This is a genomic window from Iodobacter sp. BJB302, assembly GCF_002735645.1.
GTDB lineage: Bacteria > Pseudomonadota > Gammaproteobacteria > Burkholderiales > Chitinibacteraceae > Iodobacter.
This window is the reverse complement of sequence record NZ_PDZG01000008.1, coordinates 1-15,466: the sequence shown is the minus strand read 5'-3', so window position 1 is coordinate 15,466 and position 15,466 is coordinate 1. Positions and strand designations below refer to the sequence as shown.

The following is a 15,466-nucleotide window of genomic DNA, read 5'->3' as shown; positions in this document are numbered from 1 at the left end:
GATTTCCTGCTTGAAAACATTGCTCCCTTTTGGGTTTGGCATATAGAATCAAGGCCATTTCGCCGAAAATTTCTGCTTCCCCTAAGGGTTTTGTGATGGATCGACAAGGCTGGTTAAAGGGCACTTTGTATAGCCCGACGTTCGAACAAGATAGCTGTGGCTTCGGCCTGATTGCTCAAATGGATGACAAGCCATCGCATTGGCTGGTTTCTACCGCAATTAGCTCTCTTGCATGTCTGACACACCGTGGAGCCGTTGCCGCTGATGGAAAATCAGGCGATGGCTGTGGTCTGCTGTTTCGAAAACCGGATAGTTTTTTGCGCGCCGTGGCCGCAGAAAATCAATTTACGGTGGCCGATGAATACGCTGTAGGGATTGTGTTCTATAGCGCTGAAGCAACATTAACAAAGCTCTTTGCCGCAATGGAGGAGCAGGGATTATCAGTTGCTGGTGTACGCAGTGTGCCGGTTAACATCGAAGCCTGTGGCGAATACGCCTTGCAAACACTGCCGACCATTGGCCAGCTGTTTGTGAACGCGCCAGCAGGGATGACAAGCCAGGTTTTTGAAAGAAAGCTTTATCAGGCACGACGTGTGGCAGAAAAAGCCTGTACTGACGATGCTGCTTTCTATATGCCAACCTTAAGCCCGCATGTGCTGTCTTATAAGGGCCTGGTTACACCGGATAATTTGCCAGAATTTTATCTGGATTTGAAAGATCCGCGCTTTGAATCATCGCTTGCCGTGTATCACCAGCGCTTTTCGACCAATACCTGGCCGCAGTGGAAGCTGGCTCAGCCTTTCCGCTATCTGGCGCATAACGGCGAAATTAATACCCTGCACGGCAATCGTTTATGGGCCAAAGCCCGTGAAGCGATTATGGATAGTGAGCATCTGGATATGGACACGGTGCGCCCGATTGTTCAAACCAATGGCTCTGATTCGATGTCGATGGACAATATGCTCGAAGGTCTGCTGATGGGCGGTATGGATGTGTTCCGTGCTTTCCGTATGCTGGTGCCGCCTGCATGGCAAAACGTTGATAGCAACGACCGCGACTTACGTGCATTTTACGAATACAACTCCATGCATATGGAGCCGTGGGATGGCCCGGCCGGTATCGTCTGGACCAACGGCCGCTATGCGGGCTGTGCCTTGGATCGCAATGGCTTGCGCCCGGCGCGCTATGTGATTACCAAAGATCGCCACCTGACGATTGCTTCCGAGATTGGCGTGTGGGGCTATAAGCCCGAAGATGTGGTGAAGAAAGGCCGTGTTAAACCGGGCCAGATTGTGGCTGTCGATTTAAGTAATGGTGAATTCCTCGATACCGAAACCATTGATAATCGCCTGAAAACCGCCCAGCCTTACCGCGCTTGGGTAAAGAAACACGCCCAGCATTTAGAGCTGGCAGAAGACAACTCACCGCTGGAAGCGATGAGCCGTGAGCAGTTGCTGACCTACCAGAAGCAATTTCAGCTGACTTTTGAAGAGCGCGATCAAATCTTGCGCGTACTCGCAGCGGACGGCCAGGAAGCCATCGGCTCGATGGGTGACGACACGCCCATGGCGGTGTTATCCGAAAAAGTGCGCTCGCCGTACGATTATTTGCGCCAGCAATTTGCCCAGGTGACCAACCCGCCGATCGATCCGATCCGCGAAGCGATCGTGATGTCGCTGAATACCTGTTTTGGCCCTGAGCGTAATCTGTTTAAAGAAACAGAATTTAACGCCAGCCGCTTAGAAGTACGCTCGCCGGTCTTGTCGTCAGATAAATTTGATGCGCTGACTACAATGACCGATCCGGATTACAAGCCGGCTTTCTTTGATATTACGTTCGACCCGGCTCAAACCACTTTAAAAGCGGCGATTGAAGCGCTGCGTGCTGATGTACTTGCCAGCGTACGCGATGAAAAAACCGTGGTGGTGGTATTAAGCGATAAAAATATTCAAAAAGGCCGCTTGCCGATTCCAGCGCTGTTTGCTGTGGGCGCAGTGCACCATGAGCTGGTTAACTCAGGCCTGCGTTGCCTGAGTAATATCATTGTTGAAACGGCTACCACGCGCGACCCGCATCACTTTGCCTGCCTGATTGGCTATGGCGCTACAGCGGTATTCCCGTATCTGGCTTACCAAACCATTAAAGAATTGGTAGAAATCGGCCAGATTGATTTGCCGCTAGAAAAAGCCGCCAATAATTTCCGTAAGGGGATTAATAAGGGCCTCTTGAAGATTCTCTCCAAAATGGGCATTTCAACCGTTGCTTCTTATCGTGGCTCACAGCTGTTTGAAGCGGTTGGCGTGAATGAAGAAGTGGTTGAGCTCTGCTTAAACGGCACGGTTTCACGGATTTCTGGCGCTAATTTTGCGGACTTCCAGGAAGACCAAGGCAAGCTGAACAAGCTGGCGTTCAACACCATGCGCCCCATCGCGCAGGGTGGTTTGTTGAAGTATGTGTTTGGCGAGGAATACCACGCTTACAACCCTGATGTGGTGATGCAGCTGCAAAAAGCCGTGCAAAACGGTGATTACAAGGAATACCGCAAGTACGCCGATCTGGTGAACAAGCGTCCTGTTGCCATGTTGCGCGATTTGATGGGCTTGAAGCTCGATGCCACCAAGGCGATTTCGATTGATGAAGTCGAATCCGTTGAATCGATTCTGAAGCGTTTTGATTCCGCAGGCATGAGCTTGGGCGCACTCAGCCCGGAAGCGCACGAAGCTTTGGCCGAGGGGATGAACCGCCTGGGCGGCAGATCAAACTCGGGCGAGGGCGGTGAAGATCCGGCGCGTTATGGCACGGTGAAAATGTCCAAGATCAAGCAAGTGGCTTCTGGCCGTTTTGGCGTGACGCCGCATTATCTGGTGAATGCCGAAGTCTTGCAGATCAAGGTAGCGCAAGGTGCAAAACCGGGTGAAGGCGGCCAGTTGCCTGGGGATAAAGTCAGCCCGCTGATTGCTAAGCTGCGATGCTCCAAGCCTGGAATTTCTTTGATTTCCCCGCCGCCGCATCACGATATTTATTCGATTGAAGATTTGGCTCAGCTGATTTTTGACTTGAAACAGGTCAATCCGGAAGCCTTGGTATCGGTAAAACTGGTGGCAGAACCCGGCGTGGGCACGATTGCTGCCGGTGTAGCCAAGGCTTATGCCGATCTGATCACTATTTCGGGTTACGACGGCGGTACAGGTGCCTCGCCTCTGGCGTCAGTGAAATACGCTGGTACGCCATTTGAGCTGGGCCTCACTGAAGCGCAGCAAGTATTGCGTGCCAATGGCTTGCGTGGCCGCGTGCGCATGCAGGCGGATGGTGGCTTAAAGACCGGTCTGGATGTGGTGAAAGCCGCCATGATGGGCGCGGAAAGCTTTGGTTTTGGTACAGGCCCGATGGTGGCGCTGGGCTGCAAATTCTTAAGAATTTGCCACCTGAATAACTGCGCAACCGGCGTGGCGACGCAGGAAATCAAGCTGCGTTCTAAATACTTTATTGGCCTGCCAGAAATGGTGGTGAATTACTTTACCTTTATCGCGCAAGAAACCCGTGAATGGATGGCGGCGCTTGGGGTTCGTCAGTTATCCGATCTGATCGGTCACAGCGAAATGCTGGAGCTGGCAGCGGGCGCAACTGAACGCCAGGGGCGTCTGAATCTGGGCGTGCTGCTGAGCCAAGGCACGATTCCAGAATCGCAACCGCGTTTCTGCGTGGAAGAGCGCAACCCGTCCTTTGATAAGGGCGAGTTGGCCGAACAAATGGTGAAAGACGCCATTGCCGGTATTAAGAGCCAAACGCCGCAAAAGTTTGAATACGCAGTGCGTAATATTCATCGCTCCATCGGTGCGCGTTTGTCGGGCGAAATCGCCAAGGCACACGGTGCAGATGGCTTGCCAAGTGAATGCCTGCATATCAAATTGCACGGCTCGGCCGGGCAATCTCTGGGCGTTTGGAATGCCAGGGGCCTGACGATAGAGCTGGAAGGCGACGCCAACGATTACGTCGGTAAGGGCATGAGCGGCGGGCGCTTGGTGGTTTATCCGCCAAAAGCTTCAGAATTTGAATCGCACGCTGGCGTGATTGTGGGTAATACCTGCCTTTACGGTGCAACGGGTGGTGAGCTGTTTGCTGCTGGTACGGCGGGTGAGCGCTTTGCGGTGCGTAACTCCGGTGCGACGGCCATTGTGGAAGGCATTGGCGATCACGGCTGCGAATACATGACCGGTGGTTGTGTGATTGTGCTGGGCGAAACAGGCTACAACTTTGGGGCGGGGATGACCGGTGGTTTTGCGCTGGTTTACGATCCTAAAGAGCGTTTTGCTTACCGTATTAATAATGAGCTGGTGGATATTAATCTGATTAATGGCGAATCGTATGGTGCAGTGCGGGCCTTCTTGCGCGGAAAATTACGCGATCACGCCAAGCTAACCGGATCGACCCGCGCCATTGATATTCTGGCCGATTTTGATGAAGCACAGGATAACTTCTGGCTGGTGAAACCAAAGGCTGCCAAGTTGGATGATCTGTTAAAAGATTGATCAGGATGGGGAGTGGTGAGTAGAAAGTTGGGAGAGGAATTCGACTCCCGACTCACCACTCCCGACTCCCTCAACTCCTAAGCCCCTTATTCACTACCCTCAGATTCAAATACCGAGGTTTAGATCATGTCAGATGTATTCCAGTTTATGAAAGTTGCCCGGAACCCGGGCGAGAAGGTTGACGCTGCCGCGCGCAAGATTGTATTTAAAGAAATTTACGCTCCATTAAGTAAGCCCGACGCGGGCGAACAAGCTGCCCGTTGTCTGGGCTGCGGTAACCCGTATTGCGAGTGGGAATGCCCGGTGCATAACTACATCCCGAACTGGTTGCAGTTAGTGGATGAAGGCCGCCTGTTTGAAGCGGCCGAGCTGTCGCATAAAACCAATTCGTTGCCAGAAATCTGTGGCCGTGTCTGCCCGCAAGATCGCCTGTGTGAAGGGGCCTGTACCCTGAATCAGGGCGGCTTTGGTGCGGTATCAATCGGCTCGGTAGAGAAATACATTACCGATGAAGCCTTTAAACAAGGCTGGCGCCCGGATATGTCCGGCGTGGTTAAAACCAGCAAGAAAGTCGCCGTGATTGGCGCTGGCCCGGCAGGCCTCGCCTGTGCCGATGTACTGGTGCGTAATGGCGTGCAGCCAGTGGTGTTTGATCGCTACGAGCAGATCGGTGGCCTGCTTACCTACGGTATTCCAGAGTTCAAGCTGGAAAAATCCGTGATGCAAACCCGCCGTGAAATCATGGAAGGGATGGGCATCGAGTTCTGCCTGAATACCGAAATTGGCAAAGACATCACGATTGAAGATTTGCTGCGTGACTACGAAGCCGTATTTATGGGCATGGGCGCATACAAATATATGAAGGGCGGCTTTGAAGGTGAAGACTTGCCTGGCGTGATGGAAGCGCTGCCGTTTCTGATTAATAACGTCAGAAACAGTATGGATACCTTACCAGCGGGCGAAGATTACATTAGTATGGCCGGTAAGCGCGTGGTAGTGCTGGGTGGTGGTGATACGGCAATGGATTGCAACCGCACCTCGATTCGCCAGCAGGCAAAATCAGTGATCTGTGCTTATCGCCGTGATGAAGCCAATATGCCAGGCTCCAAGCGTGAAGTATTAAACGCCAAGGAAGAAGGTGTTGAGTTTCTGTGGAACCGCCAGCCCGTGGGCATTATTCAGAATAGCGATGGCAGCCTTGGCTTAAAACTCGTGACCACCGAATTGGGCGCGCCGGATGCCAATGGCCGCCAGGCTGCGGTGGAAGTGGCAGGCTCTGAGCAAATCATCGAATGCGATCATGTGATCGTGGCCTTTGGTTTCCAAGCAGAAGCGGCATCATGGTTTGAAGCGCAGGGCATTAAAGTAGACAGCCGTGGCCGCACTATTGCGCCAGAGAAACAAGCCTTGAAACACCAAACCAGCAATCCAAAAGTGTTTGCCGGTGGCGATCAGGTGCGTGGTGCAGATTTGGTAGTGCGTGCGGTATTTGAAGGCCGTCAGGCTGCGGAAGGTATGCTGGAGTTTTTAGGCGTGTGGTAATCAGCGTCTGATATGAGTAGAAAAAAGGGGAGGGCCATGGCTCTCCCCTTTGCGCGTTTATGGTGTGGGTTTGCTGCTATTTCTGTAAGGCTGGTGCAGGTGGCGAGCAATGTTGAAAAGTGCGTAGGTTGTACCCCGCGTGGGCACTAAGCAAAGTCAAAAAGACCTTTTTATAGTGCCTTCGGCACGTTGATTTTGGAGCGGTTAGCCACCGCGGGGCCTTCCTTTCTTGCTTCGCCAAGAAACGAAGCCAAAGAAGGCGACCCCACGAAACACGAAAGCCCCTGCGCTGCGGACAATCGAGTCGGCGGCAGGCGGGATTGGCTCGTTCCTCGCTCCCTGGCCGAAACCCCGCCCCGCTTGTTCCTCGCTCCGGCGTGTTTCAAGGGGACTTTAAAAAGCCCTATGCAAAGAGCGTGGTTGTTATGCTTTTCGCTGTTTGCTAATGAAAAAAAATCTGGTTAGCGCGTATTGGGTGCAAAGCGCGAGCCATGCTGAAAAGTAAGCGGGTTGCACCCGCCCTGCAAATGCCATTCTCTATTAATGAAACTTGCTTGGGCACAGGCGCAAAAATCCTTACTTCGCCTTACACAATGCCTCTTTCAACTCCCGTTTCTCCCCTGTGCTTACCCTCTCCAACCAGCAGTTTTTGCCAAGCAGGCTCAGCCTGAAGACTTCTGGTTTTTCTAGGCTTAAACCTTGCTGTTTCGAGCGTTCGATCAGCAGCTGGCTGTCGTCCATCAAGGCATTCTTTGCCAGCGTCACTTCAGAAATACCCAGCATCCGGGCCACGGTGCGGGGTATTTCTTCGCTTGGTTTTTGCAAAACAGCGTCAATGGGCGTTTGGGCAAACGCCTGACAGCCGCTTAAAAGCAGGCAGAGGGAGAGGCGTTTCATCGTCTGGCTTTCTCCAGTGTCATGATTTCCCGCAAGGCTGGGCGTAATGGTGTGCTGCTTTCGCTGCGTGACTGCCCCAAAGTCTGCCCGTTTGCCGGGCATTGGCCTGTGGCGTTGTAGCTGAGTGCGGCAGAAATAAGGCGTTCGTTCTTATCGCCCAGCGCGGTCTTAAAATCTTCATCCACCTTACATGTCGGGCTGAAGCCATCGGCATAATCGCCAAAGCCTTTATGATTTTCACCCTGAAATTGCACGGTAAAGTAAGTGGTGCCGCAGTTATCCTGAGGGATAAATCCATAGGGCTTACCGCAGGTTTGCCCGCCAATTAAATTGACTTTTACATCCGCGCCACGCAGGCCGTTAATAATGGCTTCGCTGGCCGAGCAAGTGCCGCTGCCAGCCAGGATGGTGACTTGCTTTAAATTAAGCGTGGGCAATAATGCACCGGAAGAGTAGGAGGTTGAATAAAAAGGCCATGTGTTATTGGGATCAACCGGCGTTTTATCGTTATATTTTAATTTAAAAAAAGTCTTGCCCAGCGTTTGCGCTGGCCCGGCGATCATATAGCTTAACTCGTCAGCAATATAAAGCGCACCGCCACCGTTATAACGTAAATCCAGAATTAAATCAGATACATTATCGTTTTTTAATTGAGTAACGGCATTGATTAATTGTTTTTCTGAAATAGCGTTATGGCTGTTAAATGTTAAATAACCCACTTTTCTATTAGCACTAAGGAAGCTTTTTACATTTTGCACAGGTGTTGTCTGAACTTCGAGTGCCGTTAATGATTTATTGAGTTTTTTACCATTTAAATCTTTGAATACAAACTGGTGGCGTTGATTGGCAATCGTTGGAAACAGCCCTGAATTAAGTGCATCAGTATTATTACTTGTGCGTAAATCATAGTTATCCACGCTTTCGATTTCCATTCCACGGCTGATGCCTGCAACTTCTGCCAGCGAATTGGGCTCCACATAGGCAACCACTAATCTGCGCGGAACATCTGTAGAAACAAAGGAATAGGCCATACCATAGCCAAGCTCCAGCCCGGACTGGCTTTGTTTATTGTATTCAGCAGTATTTTCTGTAAAGTGAAAGTGATCTTTTTCTTTACCGGAGGCCGTGATTAAAGGGGTTTTTAAATCGGCAAAATAATCTGCGGCACTAGCGTAGTTATCCGGGTTTAAGTTTTTTGGAACTTCTCTGTACCAGAGATAGGTTTCATCCACCCATGCCCGCAACCAGTTTTTTTCATCTTTTAAACTACCCTGCCGGTCTGGGTAGGCACGGTAATTATTATAGGGATCTGATCCTGTTCTTGGGCTGGCACACATATCCTTGTAAGCGCTGGAGCTTAAAACTGCGCCTGGGCTGCTGTCTTCTTCAGAGCCGCCACAGGCACTTAATGCACAAATCAGAACAAGATAACTGTATTTCAGGCTTTGTTTTAAAACGGTTGTTGGGTTGAAAAGCATGGTTTCACTCTACTCATGTATGGTTTTTTGAAATATTGTTTTAAGTTTTAGCTTGTATTTCAGAAAGTATTCTACATGAGCTTATTTGCAAATAATTACACTTACCTTAAATATATTTGCATGGCATGGGTGCGTCATTGGCTGTTTACCTATTATGCAGTGCCACGCTGTGCTTTGATCATTTCACAGGCCAGAGTGGTATAGGTTGCTGCCCATGCGCTTTTCACATCGCTGGTAAATGCATCGGCTAGTCCCTGTTCTAGTGTCCAGAGCAGCGCTTGCCCTACCGTGGTGTAGTGCTCTTCCTGTACGTGATAATGAGCATGGCGCTCGCCCAGTTTTTGTATGGCAGGCAGTAAGATTTCCGGTTTATTAATATTATCGACAGCCAGTTTGATACTGGTCATCAGCATGGCACCTTGTTTTTTGATATCACCTTTAAAAAGGGGTTTTACTTCGGGAGCGATTTCAAACAGGTGCTGATAAAACATTTCTGCAGCCGTGTCTGCAATAGGTAGAACCAGGGCCAGTGTTTCTTTCACAAGAGAAATATCTTTGTCGCTTAAAGGCATGGTAATGCTCCTTTGTAAGTAAAAGGCGAGTTTTACTGATGATTTATATCAGCTGAGTATTGAATGCTGCTTTGCTTTGTCTACTATGGTCTGTCACTGTTTGTTATGCAGGCTGGGCCGACTAATGGATGCGCGCTGGTTTGCGGATACTCAGCGGCTTAACACCCTGTTTTTCCCAATGGGTTTTTAATGCTGTACGCGTTAGAATCGGGTCTATGGAAACTTCTTCTTTTGCTTCGGCTTTTATTCTTTTGCTCCTTGTGACTGATCCACTTGGCGGCATCCCTTTATTTGTATCTTTGCTAAAACAAGTGCCCAAAGCGCGCCGTACCCGCATGATTTTGCGCGAGGTTTCGGTGGCTTTTTGTGTGCTGGTGATTTTTATGCTGTTCGGGCAGCAGTTTTTGCAATTGATGCATCTTTCAGAAACATCTTTAGGCATTGCTGGCGGGGTGATCTTGTTTTTGATTGCCTTGCGGATGGTTTTTCCTCACCCGGAGGGCGTATTTGGTGATGCGGCCGAGGGCGAGCCTTTTATTGTGCCGCTGGCAATTCCCCTGCTGGCCGGGCCTTCTGCGCTGGCGACTGTTTTACTACTGGTATCGCGCGAGCCTGCCAGGCTTTGGGAGTGGATAGGCGCTTTGGCGCTGACCATGTTAGTTTGTGGGCTGACGCTGGCTTTTTCTGAAAAAATCAGTCTATTGCTGGGTGAGCGTGTCACCACGGCATTTGAGCGTTTAATGGGGCTGATCTTAACGGCGATTGCGGTAGAAATGCTGCTTTCAGGAATTCGTCATTATTTGGCTACGCTGCCTTGATACGGCACAAATGCCTGTTTTTTTACCGGGCTACAATAGATTTAATCATTTATGACCAAACTGGGAATCAATAATGAATCAAGATGAATTGAAACAAGCCGTAGGCCGCGCAGCACTTGATTATGTGCCAGACAATTGTATTGTGGGCGTAGGCACAGGCTCGACTGCTAATTGTTTTATCGATGCATTAGCCACAATAAAAGGCCGTATTCAAGGGGCAGTTTCTTCGTCGGAAGCCAGTGTGGCCCGATTAAAATCGCATGGTATTCCGGTGTTTGAGTTAAATGCGGTTGATCATTTACCTGTTTATGTGGATGGCGCGGATGAAATTAACCGCCAATTGCAAATGATTAAAGGCGGTGGTGCCGCATTAACGCGTGAAAAAATTGTGGCTGCGGTAGCAGAGCAGTTTATTTGTATTGCCGATGAAAGCAAACTGGTAGATGTGCTGGGTAAATTCCCTTTACCAGTTGAAGTGATTCCAATGGCGCGCTCTTATGTGGCAAGGCAATTGGTTAAACTAGGCGGTCATCCTGCTTATCGCGAAGGGGTGATTACAGATAATGGCAATATCATTTTAGATGTGCATGGGCTACAAATTAGTGAAGCCAATAAATTAGAAAGCCAGATTAATGAGATTGTAGGCGTGGTTACTAATGGCTTATTTGCACACCGCCGTGCAGATGTTTTGTTATTAGGCACCAGCAAGGGTGTGCAAACACTGAAGTAAATACGGTATCGCCAGCCATTTCCAAAATACTTGCAATAAAATAGTCATATACTTGTGCTATTTTGTAATCTATATACTGCAGGAGCATTTCTCTGATGTCTGAACACATTTCAAAACAATTTGATGCTGAGCTGGAAGAAATTCGCTCCCAGGTGATGGGGATGGCTGGTCTGGTGGAAGAGCAAGTACGCCAGTCTATGCAGGCTTTGGCTTCTGGCGATATGGGCACAATTAATCATGTGCTGGAAGAAGAAAATCGCGTCAATGAAATGCATGTATTGCTTGATGATATGTGTATTCATATGATTGCACGCCGTCAGCCTGCGGCTTCTGATTTACGCATGGTGATGACCGTGATTAAAGCGGTTGAAGACCTGGAAAGAATTGGCGATAAAGCAACGCGTATTTGCAAGCGGGCTAAAAACATTTATGAAGCAGGCCGTTTGCAAGTGCCACGTTTTAATGAATTAAATCATATTGCAGAGCATGCTCTGGATATGTTGTCCCGCGCATTAGATGCATTTGCCCGTATGGATGCCGTAACCGCAACCGATGTAAAACGTGCAGATGAGCGCCTTGATGACGAATATCGCGCATTGCAGCGTCAATTGATTACGGTAATGATGGAAGACCCTCGCGCAATTACAATTACCCTTGAAATTCAATGGATTGCAAAAGCAATTGAGCGTATTGGTGATTTGGCCGTGAGCATTGCCGAGCAGGTGATTTATCTGGTTAAAGGACAGGATGTTCGTCATAAAAACCAGGAAGAAGTCGATCGCGTCGCTTTAGGCTAAGACTCTTTAAAATGAAATTTTTAGCAGTTTAAGGGCAAAGGCGGCACAAACCGCCTTTGCCCTTTTTATCATCTGGGGATTTTCCTGTTTGCCAGCAAGGCGGGCGCACGTTATCTTAACGCCCATGCTCTCATCTTGAAGCCATATATGCCTGATTATCCTATCATTGCCGCAGTCGACCTTGGTTCAAACAGTTTTCGCTTACAAATTGCCCGCGTGGTTGAAGGTGCACTGTTTCCCCTGGATTCCTTGAAAGAGACCGTAAGGCTGGGGGCTGGTCTGGATGCCTCAGGCTCGCTTACGCCAGAAGCGCAGCAACAGGCGATTGAAGCATTATCGCGTTTTGGTGAACGTTTGCGCGGCTTGCCCGTGGAATGTGTGCGCGCGGTGGCGACCAATACATTTCGCGTTGCAAAAAATGCCAGCGTTTTTCTGCCTCAGGCCGAAGCCGCTCTGGGCTTTCCTATTGAGGTGATTGCAGGGCGGGAAGAGGCGCGGCTGATTTATATCGGTGCAGCGCACAGCCTGCCAGCTACCCGTGACAAGCGTTTGGTTGTGGATATTGGCGGAGGCTCTACTGAGCTGATTACCGGCAGCCACTTCAGAATTTTTCGTACTGAAAGCGTGCCGATGGGTTGTGTGAGCTGGAGCTTACGTTTTTTTCCTGATGGCGTGATTACTTCAGAACGTCTGGCTGAAGCCGAGCTTGCAGCGCGCGGTATGTTGCTTTCACTGGTGCCGGATTTTAATCATGAGCAATGGCAGCGTGCGGTGGGTACATCCGGAACCGCCCGTTCGATTGCTGATATTTTAGAGCTGAATGATTTTTCTGCGCTGGGCATCACCCGCGAGGGGATGGATAAGCTGCGCCAGCATATTCTGGCAGCAGGGCATGTGGATAAAGTACAGCTCAACGGCCTGCGGGCTGATCGCCGCCCGGTATTGCTTGGGGGCTTTGCCATTATGATGGCCGTGTTCGATATGCTTGCCGTAGAGCGTATGGGCGTGACTTTTGGTGCGCTGCGTGATGGCGTTTTATATGATTTAGTCGGGCGACAATCCGAGCATGATATTCGTCATCGCTCGGTGGAACAGTTTCAGCGCCGCTATCATGTAGACCCTTATCAGGCAGAACGGGTAGCCATACTGGCGGGTAAATTATTTACCCGTATGGTGGCTGATGATGCCATAGGGGCGCATCGTTTGAATATGGCCGCTGCTTTGCATGAAGTAGGGCGCTCTATTGCTCATGCCAGCTATCACAAACATTCTGCCTATATATTGCTGCATGCGGATATGCCAGGGTTTTCCAAGCGCGAGCAGGCACTGCTGGCGCGGCTTGTGCTGGCGCATCGGGGCGGCTTGGGTAAGCTGGGTGACGATATGATCGATCTGGTGGAATGGTCGGCTATTTTGGCGCTGAGGCTGGCGACGATTTTTTGCCGCTCACGTACCGATATCGATCTGCCTTTACTTCGCTGTGAAGCTAATAGTAAGCAGTTTTTGTTAGAACTGGACAGTGCATGGCTGGAAGCAAACCCGCTGACCGCTTACGCGCTTACGGAGGAGGTGAACGCATGGCAAAACATCGGCATGAAGCTCGTCGTAAGCTAAGAACAGTCCCCACGGCCAGTAAAGTTGGCATGGCACCAGGCAGCCTGCATTATGTAGGCCCGCGTGATGCCGATCCAACGCTGGCCACCTTGATTGAATATGGTCATGGTGCTGAAGAGTTTCAGGAAACCCACTTCACTTCTTTGACTGATGGCGAAGACTATCAGCCTCGCCATCCCTTGCTTTGGCTTAATCTGCACGGCCTTGCCAATATTGATTTACTAAAAGTAGTCGGTCGGCGTTTTGGTTTACATCCCTTGGTGCTGGAAGACATTCTCAATACCGAGCAAAGACCCAAAGTTGAAGTGTTTAATGGCTATGTGTTTATTTGTTTGCGTCTTGTCAGTGTGAACGAGCTGGGGGAGATCTGCAGCGAGCATGTCAGTATTGTTTTGGGGCGTAATTACGTACTGACATTTCAGGAGCAGCCAAGTGGCACATTTAATCAAATCCGTGAGGGCTTGAAATCCAGCCAGTCTCAGCTGCGCCGGTTTGGTTCAGATTATCTGGTTTATACCCTGCTGGATAAGCTGGTGGATCGCTATTTCTTAGTGCTCGAAGCCCTTAGCGAGCGTTGCGAAGATCTTGACGATGCTATTTCCAGTGGCCCTAATCCTGCCCAGCTGCAAGAAATTCAGGCGCTGCGCCGCACCATGCAATATGTAAAACGGGGCCTTTGGCCGCTGCGGGAAGTGATGAATACTTTGCAGCGCGATGAAGCAGATTTTTTCCGTGATGAAACACAGCTCTATTTGCGCGATGTTTATGACCATGTGGTGCAAATGATTGAAAGCGGTGAAGCCTTGCGCGATCTGGTTAATTCACTGCAAGACAACTATATGTCTTTGCAATCTAACCGTATGAATATAGAAATGCGCCGGCTTACTGTACTGACGACCATCTTCATGCCGCTCACATTAATTGCAGGCATTTACGGCATGAATTTTGAAGTGATGCCAGAGCTGCACTGGCGTTGGGGCTACTTTGCCGTATTGGGCGGCATGGCCGTGATTGGCCTGAGTTTAACGCTATATTTCAGGGCCAAACGCTGGTTCTGAATCTGCTGGCTGAGCACGCCGCTCTTTGCCTTCCCGGCGCTCCGCCAGCACCAGCCCTTCTTCGGTGCAGCAGGGAAAACGGTGGTTAAGCAAGCTGCGGCGGTCTTGCTTTCTTTGCATGCTAAAAAAAGAAAGTGCTGAAAATTCGTGTTCTCTGGGGCGATTCAATGACTACACTCCGGTTACATCTTTAGGCGATACTTTCAATGCTGCTAAGTCTTATAAACAACTTTAGAATTATTTGTATAAAACAAGAAAGCTTGGCGAAATAATAAATATACCTATATTTAATAAATGCCACAATCATTAATCATATAGATGTAATATTTCAGAGAGAATAATCTGCTCAGCCCCTTCTGTATTGCCGACGAACGGTAGGTGATATGCTTATTTCATGAACAGGGCAGGGCGGTATTTTATGGCTTTGTGAAAGTGTTTGAATATATAACTTATTTTTTCTGAATAATTATGTGTTTGGCATTTTCGCCATTTAATAAATCTTAATCTCCGTGGCAAAAGCTGATCTGTTGCATTTTATTCGTGCAAAAAAAATCCAGCATCTGCTGCTGGATTCTGGATAAAAGCATTTGGGGAAGATGATTTAATCAAAGAATATCGGGCCGGACATCGCTCTGATTAAAGTGATTTGCTCAATGAGCGTTGCTGAAGGCAATGAAAGTAGCAAGGTAGAATGACGCTGCGGGGCAAAGATCTAAACCCACCATGCAAAAGCAAAAACGGCAAACATGGATAAGCCGATTGCAATTTTGGCAACCGCGCCAATCAGCATGCCAATAAGGGTGGCAATGCCCACTTTGCCCGCTTGCAGCACATCTTGTCTTGCCCAAAATTCGCCAATAGCGGCACCAATAAATGGCCCTAAAAGCAGGCCGGGCAGGCCGGCAAAAATCCCTAAAATGCCCCCAATTAAAGCCCCCCAGACTGCTGCCGGGCTGGCCCCTGCTTTTTTAGCCCCCAATGCCCCGGCAATATAATCCAGCACCATGGATAGAATCAGCAGCAGTCCCAGCACGGTTAGCCAGCCGTAGCCTACACGTGCAAACTGATCTAAATAAGCAGCCAGCAGCATGCCGCCAAAAATAAAAGGGGTAGAGGGTAAAAACGGCAGCAATGTGCCAAGGAGGCCAGAAATCATTAAAACCCAGGCCAGTACCCACCAGGCGGTTTCTGCACTTAATAAGTCGGGCATATTATTCCTGAATTAGTCATCTGAGGTGGTCAGAGTGCAAAGGGGCTGAAAGGTTCTTGCTCAGGATTGATATTAAAAAATTGAGCATGGCACCCCCGGTAATTGTCAAGATAGTTGAGATGTTTTTACGATTTAAGCGACCTGTAATTCCTCGCTTGTTTTAGGCTCAATAGCCCGGTCGGGGTTCAATTGCACTTCATCTTGCCAGCTCCAGTTCCGAG

12 protein-coding genes are annotated in these 15,466 nt (G+C 49.5%); 7 read left to right on the top strand and 5 right to left on the bottom strand.

Going from position 1 to position 15,466, the window contains the following annotated elements:
* The first annotated feature begins 95 nt into the window (after positions 1–95).
* Together gltB and CSQ88_RS04075 are read left to right on the top strand one after the other, a co-directional pair.
* On the top strand, positions 96–4,529 hold the full coding sequence (gltB, locus tag CSQ88_RS04080) for a glutamate synthase large subunit (RefSeq protein ID WP_099396829.1): 4,434 nt from the start codon (positions 96–98) through the stop codon (positions 4,527–4,529).
* A 126-nt stretch (positions 4,530–4,655) separates the two neighbouring features.
* On the top strand, positions 4,656–6,071 hold the full coding sequence (locus CSQ88_RS04075) for an FAD-dependent oxidoreductase (RefSeq protein WP_099396828.1): 1,416 nt from the start codon (positions 4,656–4,658) through the stop codon (positions 6,069–6,071).
* Between the two features lie 576 nt (positions 6,072–6,647).
* Here the strand turns inward: CSQ88_RS04075 and CSQ88_RS04070 are convergent.
* The 3 genes from CSQ88_RS04070 to CSQ88_RS04060 form a co-directional block, all read right to left on the bottom strand.
* Positions 6,648–6,968, bottom strand: coding sequence for a hypothetical protein (locus CSQ88_RS04070; RefSeq protein ID WP_099396827.1), 321 nt, complete (start codon positions 6,966–6,968; stop codon positions 6,648–6,650).
* On the bottom strand, positions 6,965–8,446 hold the full coding sequence (locus CSQ88_RS04065; RefSeq protein ID WP_099396826.1) for a S41 family peptidase: 1,482 nt from the start codon (positions 8,444–8,446) through the stop codon (positions 6,965–6,967). Before CSQ88_RS04065 ends, CSQ88_RS04070 begins: the two co-directional genes overlap by 4 nt.
* A gap of 152 nt (positions 8,447–8,598) precedes the next feature.
* Positions 8,599–9,018 (bottom strand): globin family protein, encoded by a 420-nt coding sequence (locus CSQ88_RS04060; protein WP_099396825.1) that lies wholly within the window; start codon positions 9,016–9,018, stop codon positions 8,599–8,601.
* 215 nt (positions 9,019–9,233) lie between these two features.
* Here CSQ88_RS04060 and CSQ88_RS04055 point away from each other — a divergent pair, with 215 nt between their 5' ends.
* From CSQ88_RS04055 to corA, 5 genes are all read left to right on the top strand, one after another.
* On the top strand, positions 9,234–9,836 hold the full coding sequence (locus CSQ88_RS04055; RefSeq protein ID WP_099396824.1) for a MarC family protein: 603 nt from the start codon (positions 9,234–9,236) through the stop codon (positions 9,834–9,836).
* 73 nt (positions 9,837–9,909) lie between these two features.
* A complete protein-coding gene (gene rpiA, locus CSQ88_RS04050; RefSeq protein ID WP_099396823.1) occupies positions 9,910–10,566 on the top strand; it encodes a ribose-5-phosphate isomerase RpiA in 657 nt (218 codons plus the stop codon).
* 95 nt (positions 10,567–10,661) lie between these two features.
* Positions 10,662–11,363, top strand: coding sequence for a phosphate signaling complex protein PhoU (phoU, locus tag CSQ88_RS04045; protein WP_099396822.1), 702 nt, complete (start codon positions 10,662–10,664; stop codon positions 11,361–11,363).
* Between the two features lie 147 nt (positions 11,364–11,510).
* Entirely contained in the window at positions 11,511–12,977 is a 1,467-nt protein-coding gene (gene ppx, locus CSQ88_RS04040; RefSeq protein WP_180273520.1) for an exopolyphosphatase, read from the top strand.
* On the top strand, positions 12,941–14,035 hold the full coding sequence (gene corA, locus CSQ88_RS04035; RefSeq protein ID WP_257212447.1) for a magnesium/cobalt transporter CorA: 1,095 nt from the start codon (positions 12,941–12,943) through the stop codon (positions 14,033–14,035). The genes ppx and corA overlap by 37 nt, the downstream gene beginning before the upstream one ends.
* On the opposite strand, the gene CSQ88_RS04030 is transcribed toward corA, so the two are convergent.
* Entirely contained in the window at positions 14,006–14,203 is a 198-nt protein-coding gene (locus tag CSQ88_RS04030) for a hypothetical protein (protein ID WP_099396821.1), read from the bottom strand. The genes corA and CSQ88_RS04030 overlap by 30 nt on opposite strands.
* A 544-nt stretch (positions 14,204–14,747) precedes the next feature.
* On the bottom strand, positions 14,748–15,245 hold the full coding sequence (locus tag CSQ88_RS04025; protein ID WP_099396820.1) for a DUF456 domain-containing protein: 498 nt from the start codon (positions 15,243–15,245) through the stop codon (positions 14,748–14,750).
* Positions 15,246–15,466: the final 221 nt, after the last annotated feature.

Bases quoted from the DNA above. Each gene is read 5' to 3' on its own strand.
- gltB (WP_099396829.1), top strand. From the start codon at position 96: ATGGATCGACAAGGCTGGTTAAAGGGCACTTTGTATAGCCCGACGTTC.
- CSQ88_RS04075 (WP_099396828.1), top strand. From the start codon at position 4,656: ATGTCAGATGTATTCCAGTTTATGAAAGTTGCCCGGAACCCGGGCGAG.
- CSQ88_RS04070 (WP_099396827.1), bottom strand. From the start codon at position 6,968: ATGAAACGCCTCTCCCTCTGCCTGCTTTTAAGCGGCTGTCAGGCGTTT.
- CSQ88_RS04065 (WP_099396826.1), bottom strand. From the start codon at position 8,446: ATGCTTTTCAACCCAACAACCGTTTTAAAACAAAGCCTGAAATACAGT.
- CSQ88_RS04060 (WP_099396825.1), bottom strand. From the start codon at position 9,018: ATGCCTTTAAGCGACAAAGATATTTCTCTTGTGAAAGAAACACTGGCC.
- CSQ88_RS04055 (WP_099396824.1), top strand. From the start codon at position 9,234: ATGGAAACTTCTTCTTTTGCTTCGGCTTTTATTCTTTTGCTCCTTGTG.
- rpiA (WP_099396823.1), top strand. From the start codon at position 9,910: ATGAATCAAGATGAATTGAAACAAGCCGTAGGCCGCGCAGCACTTGAT.
- phoU (WP_099396822.1), top strand. From the start codon at position 10,662: ATGTCTGAACACATTTCAAAACAATTTGATGCTGAGCTGGAAGAAATT.
- ppx (WP_180273520.1), top strand. From the start codon at position 11,511: ATGCCTGATTATCCTATCATTGCCGCAGTCGACCTTGGTTCAAACAGT.
- corA (WP_257212447.1), top strand. From the start codon at position 12,941: ATGGCAAAACATCGGCATGAAGCTCGTCGTAAGCTAAGAACAGTCCCC.
- CSQ88_RS04025 (WP_099396820.1), bottom strand. From the start codon at position 15,245: ATGCCCGACTTATTAAGTGCAGAAACCGCCTGGTGGGTACTGGCCTGG.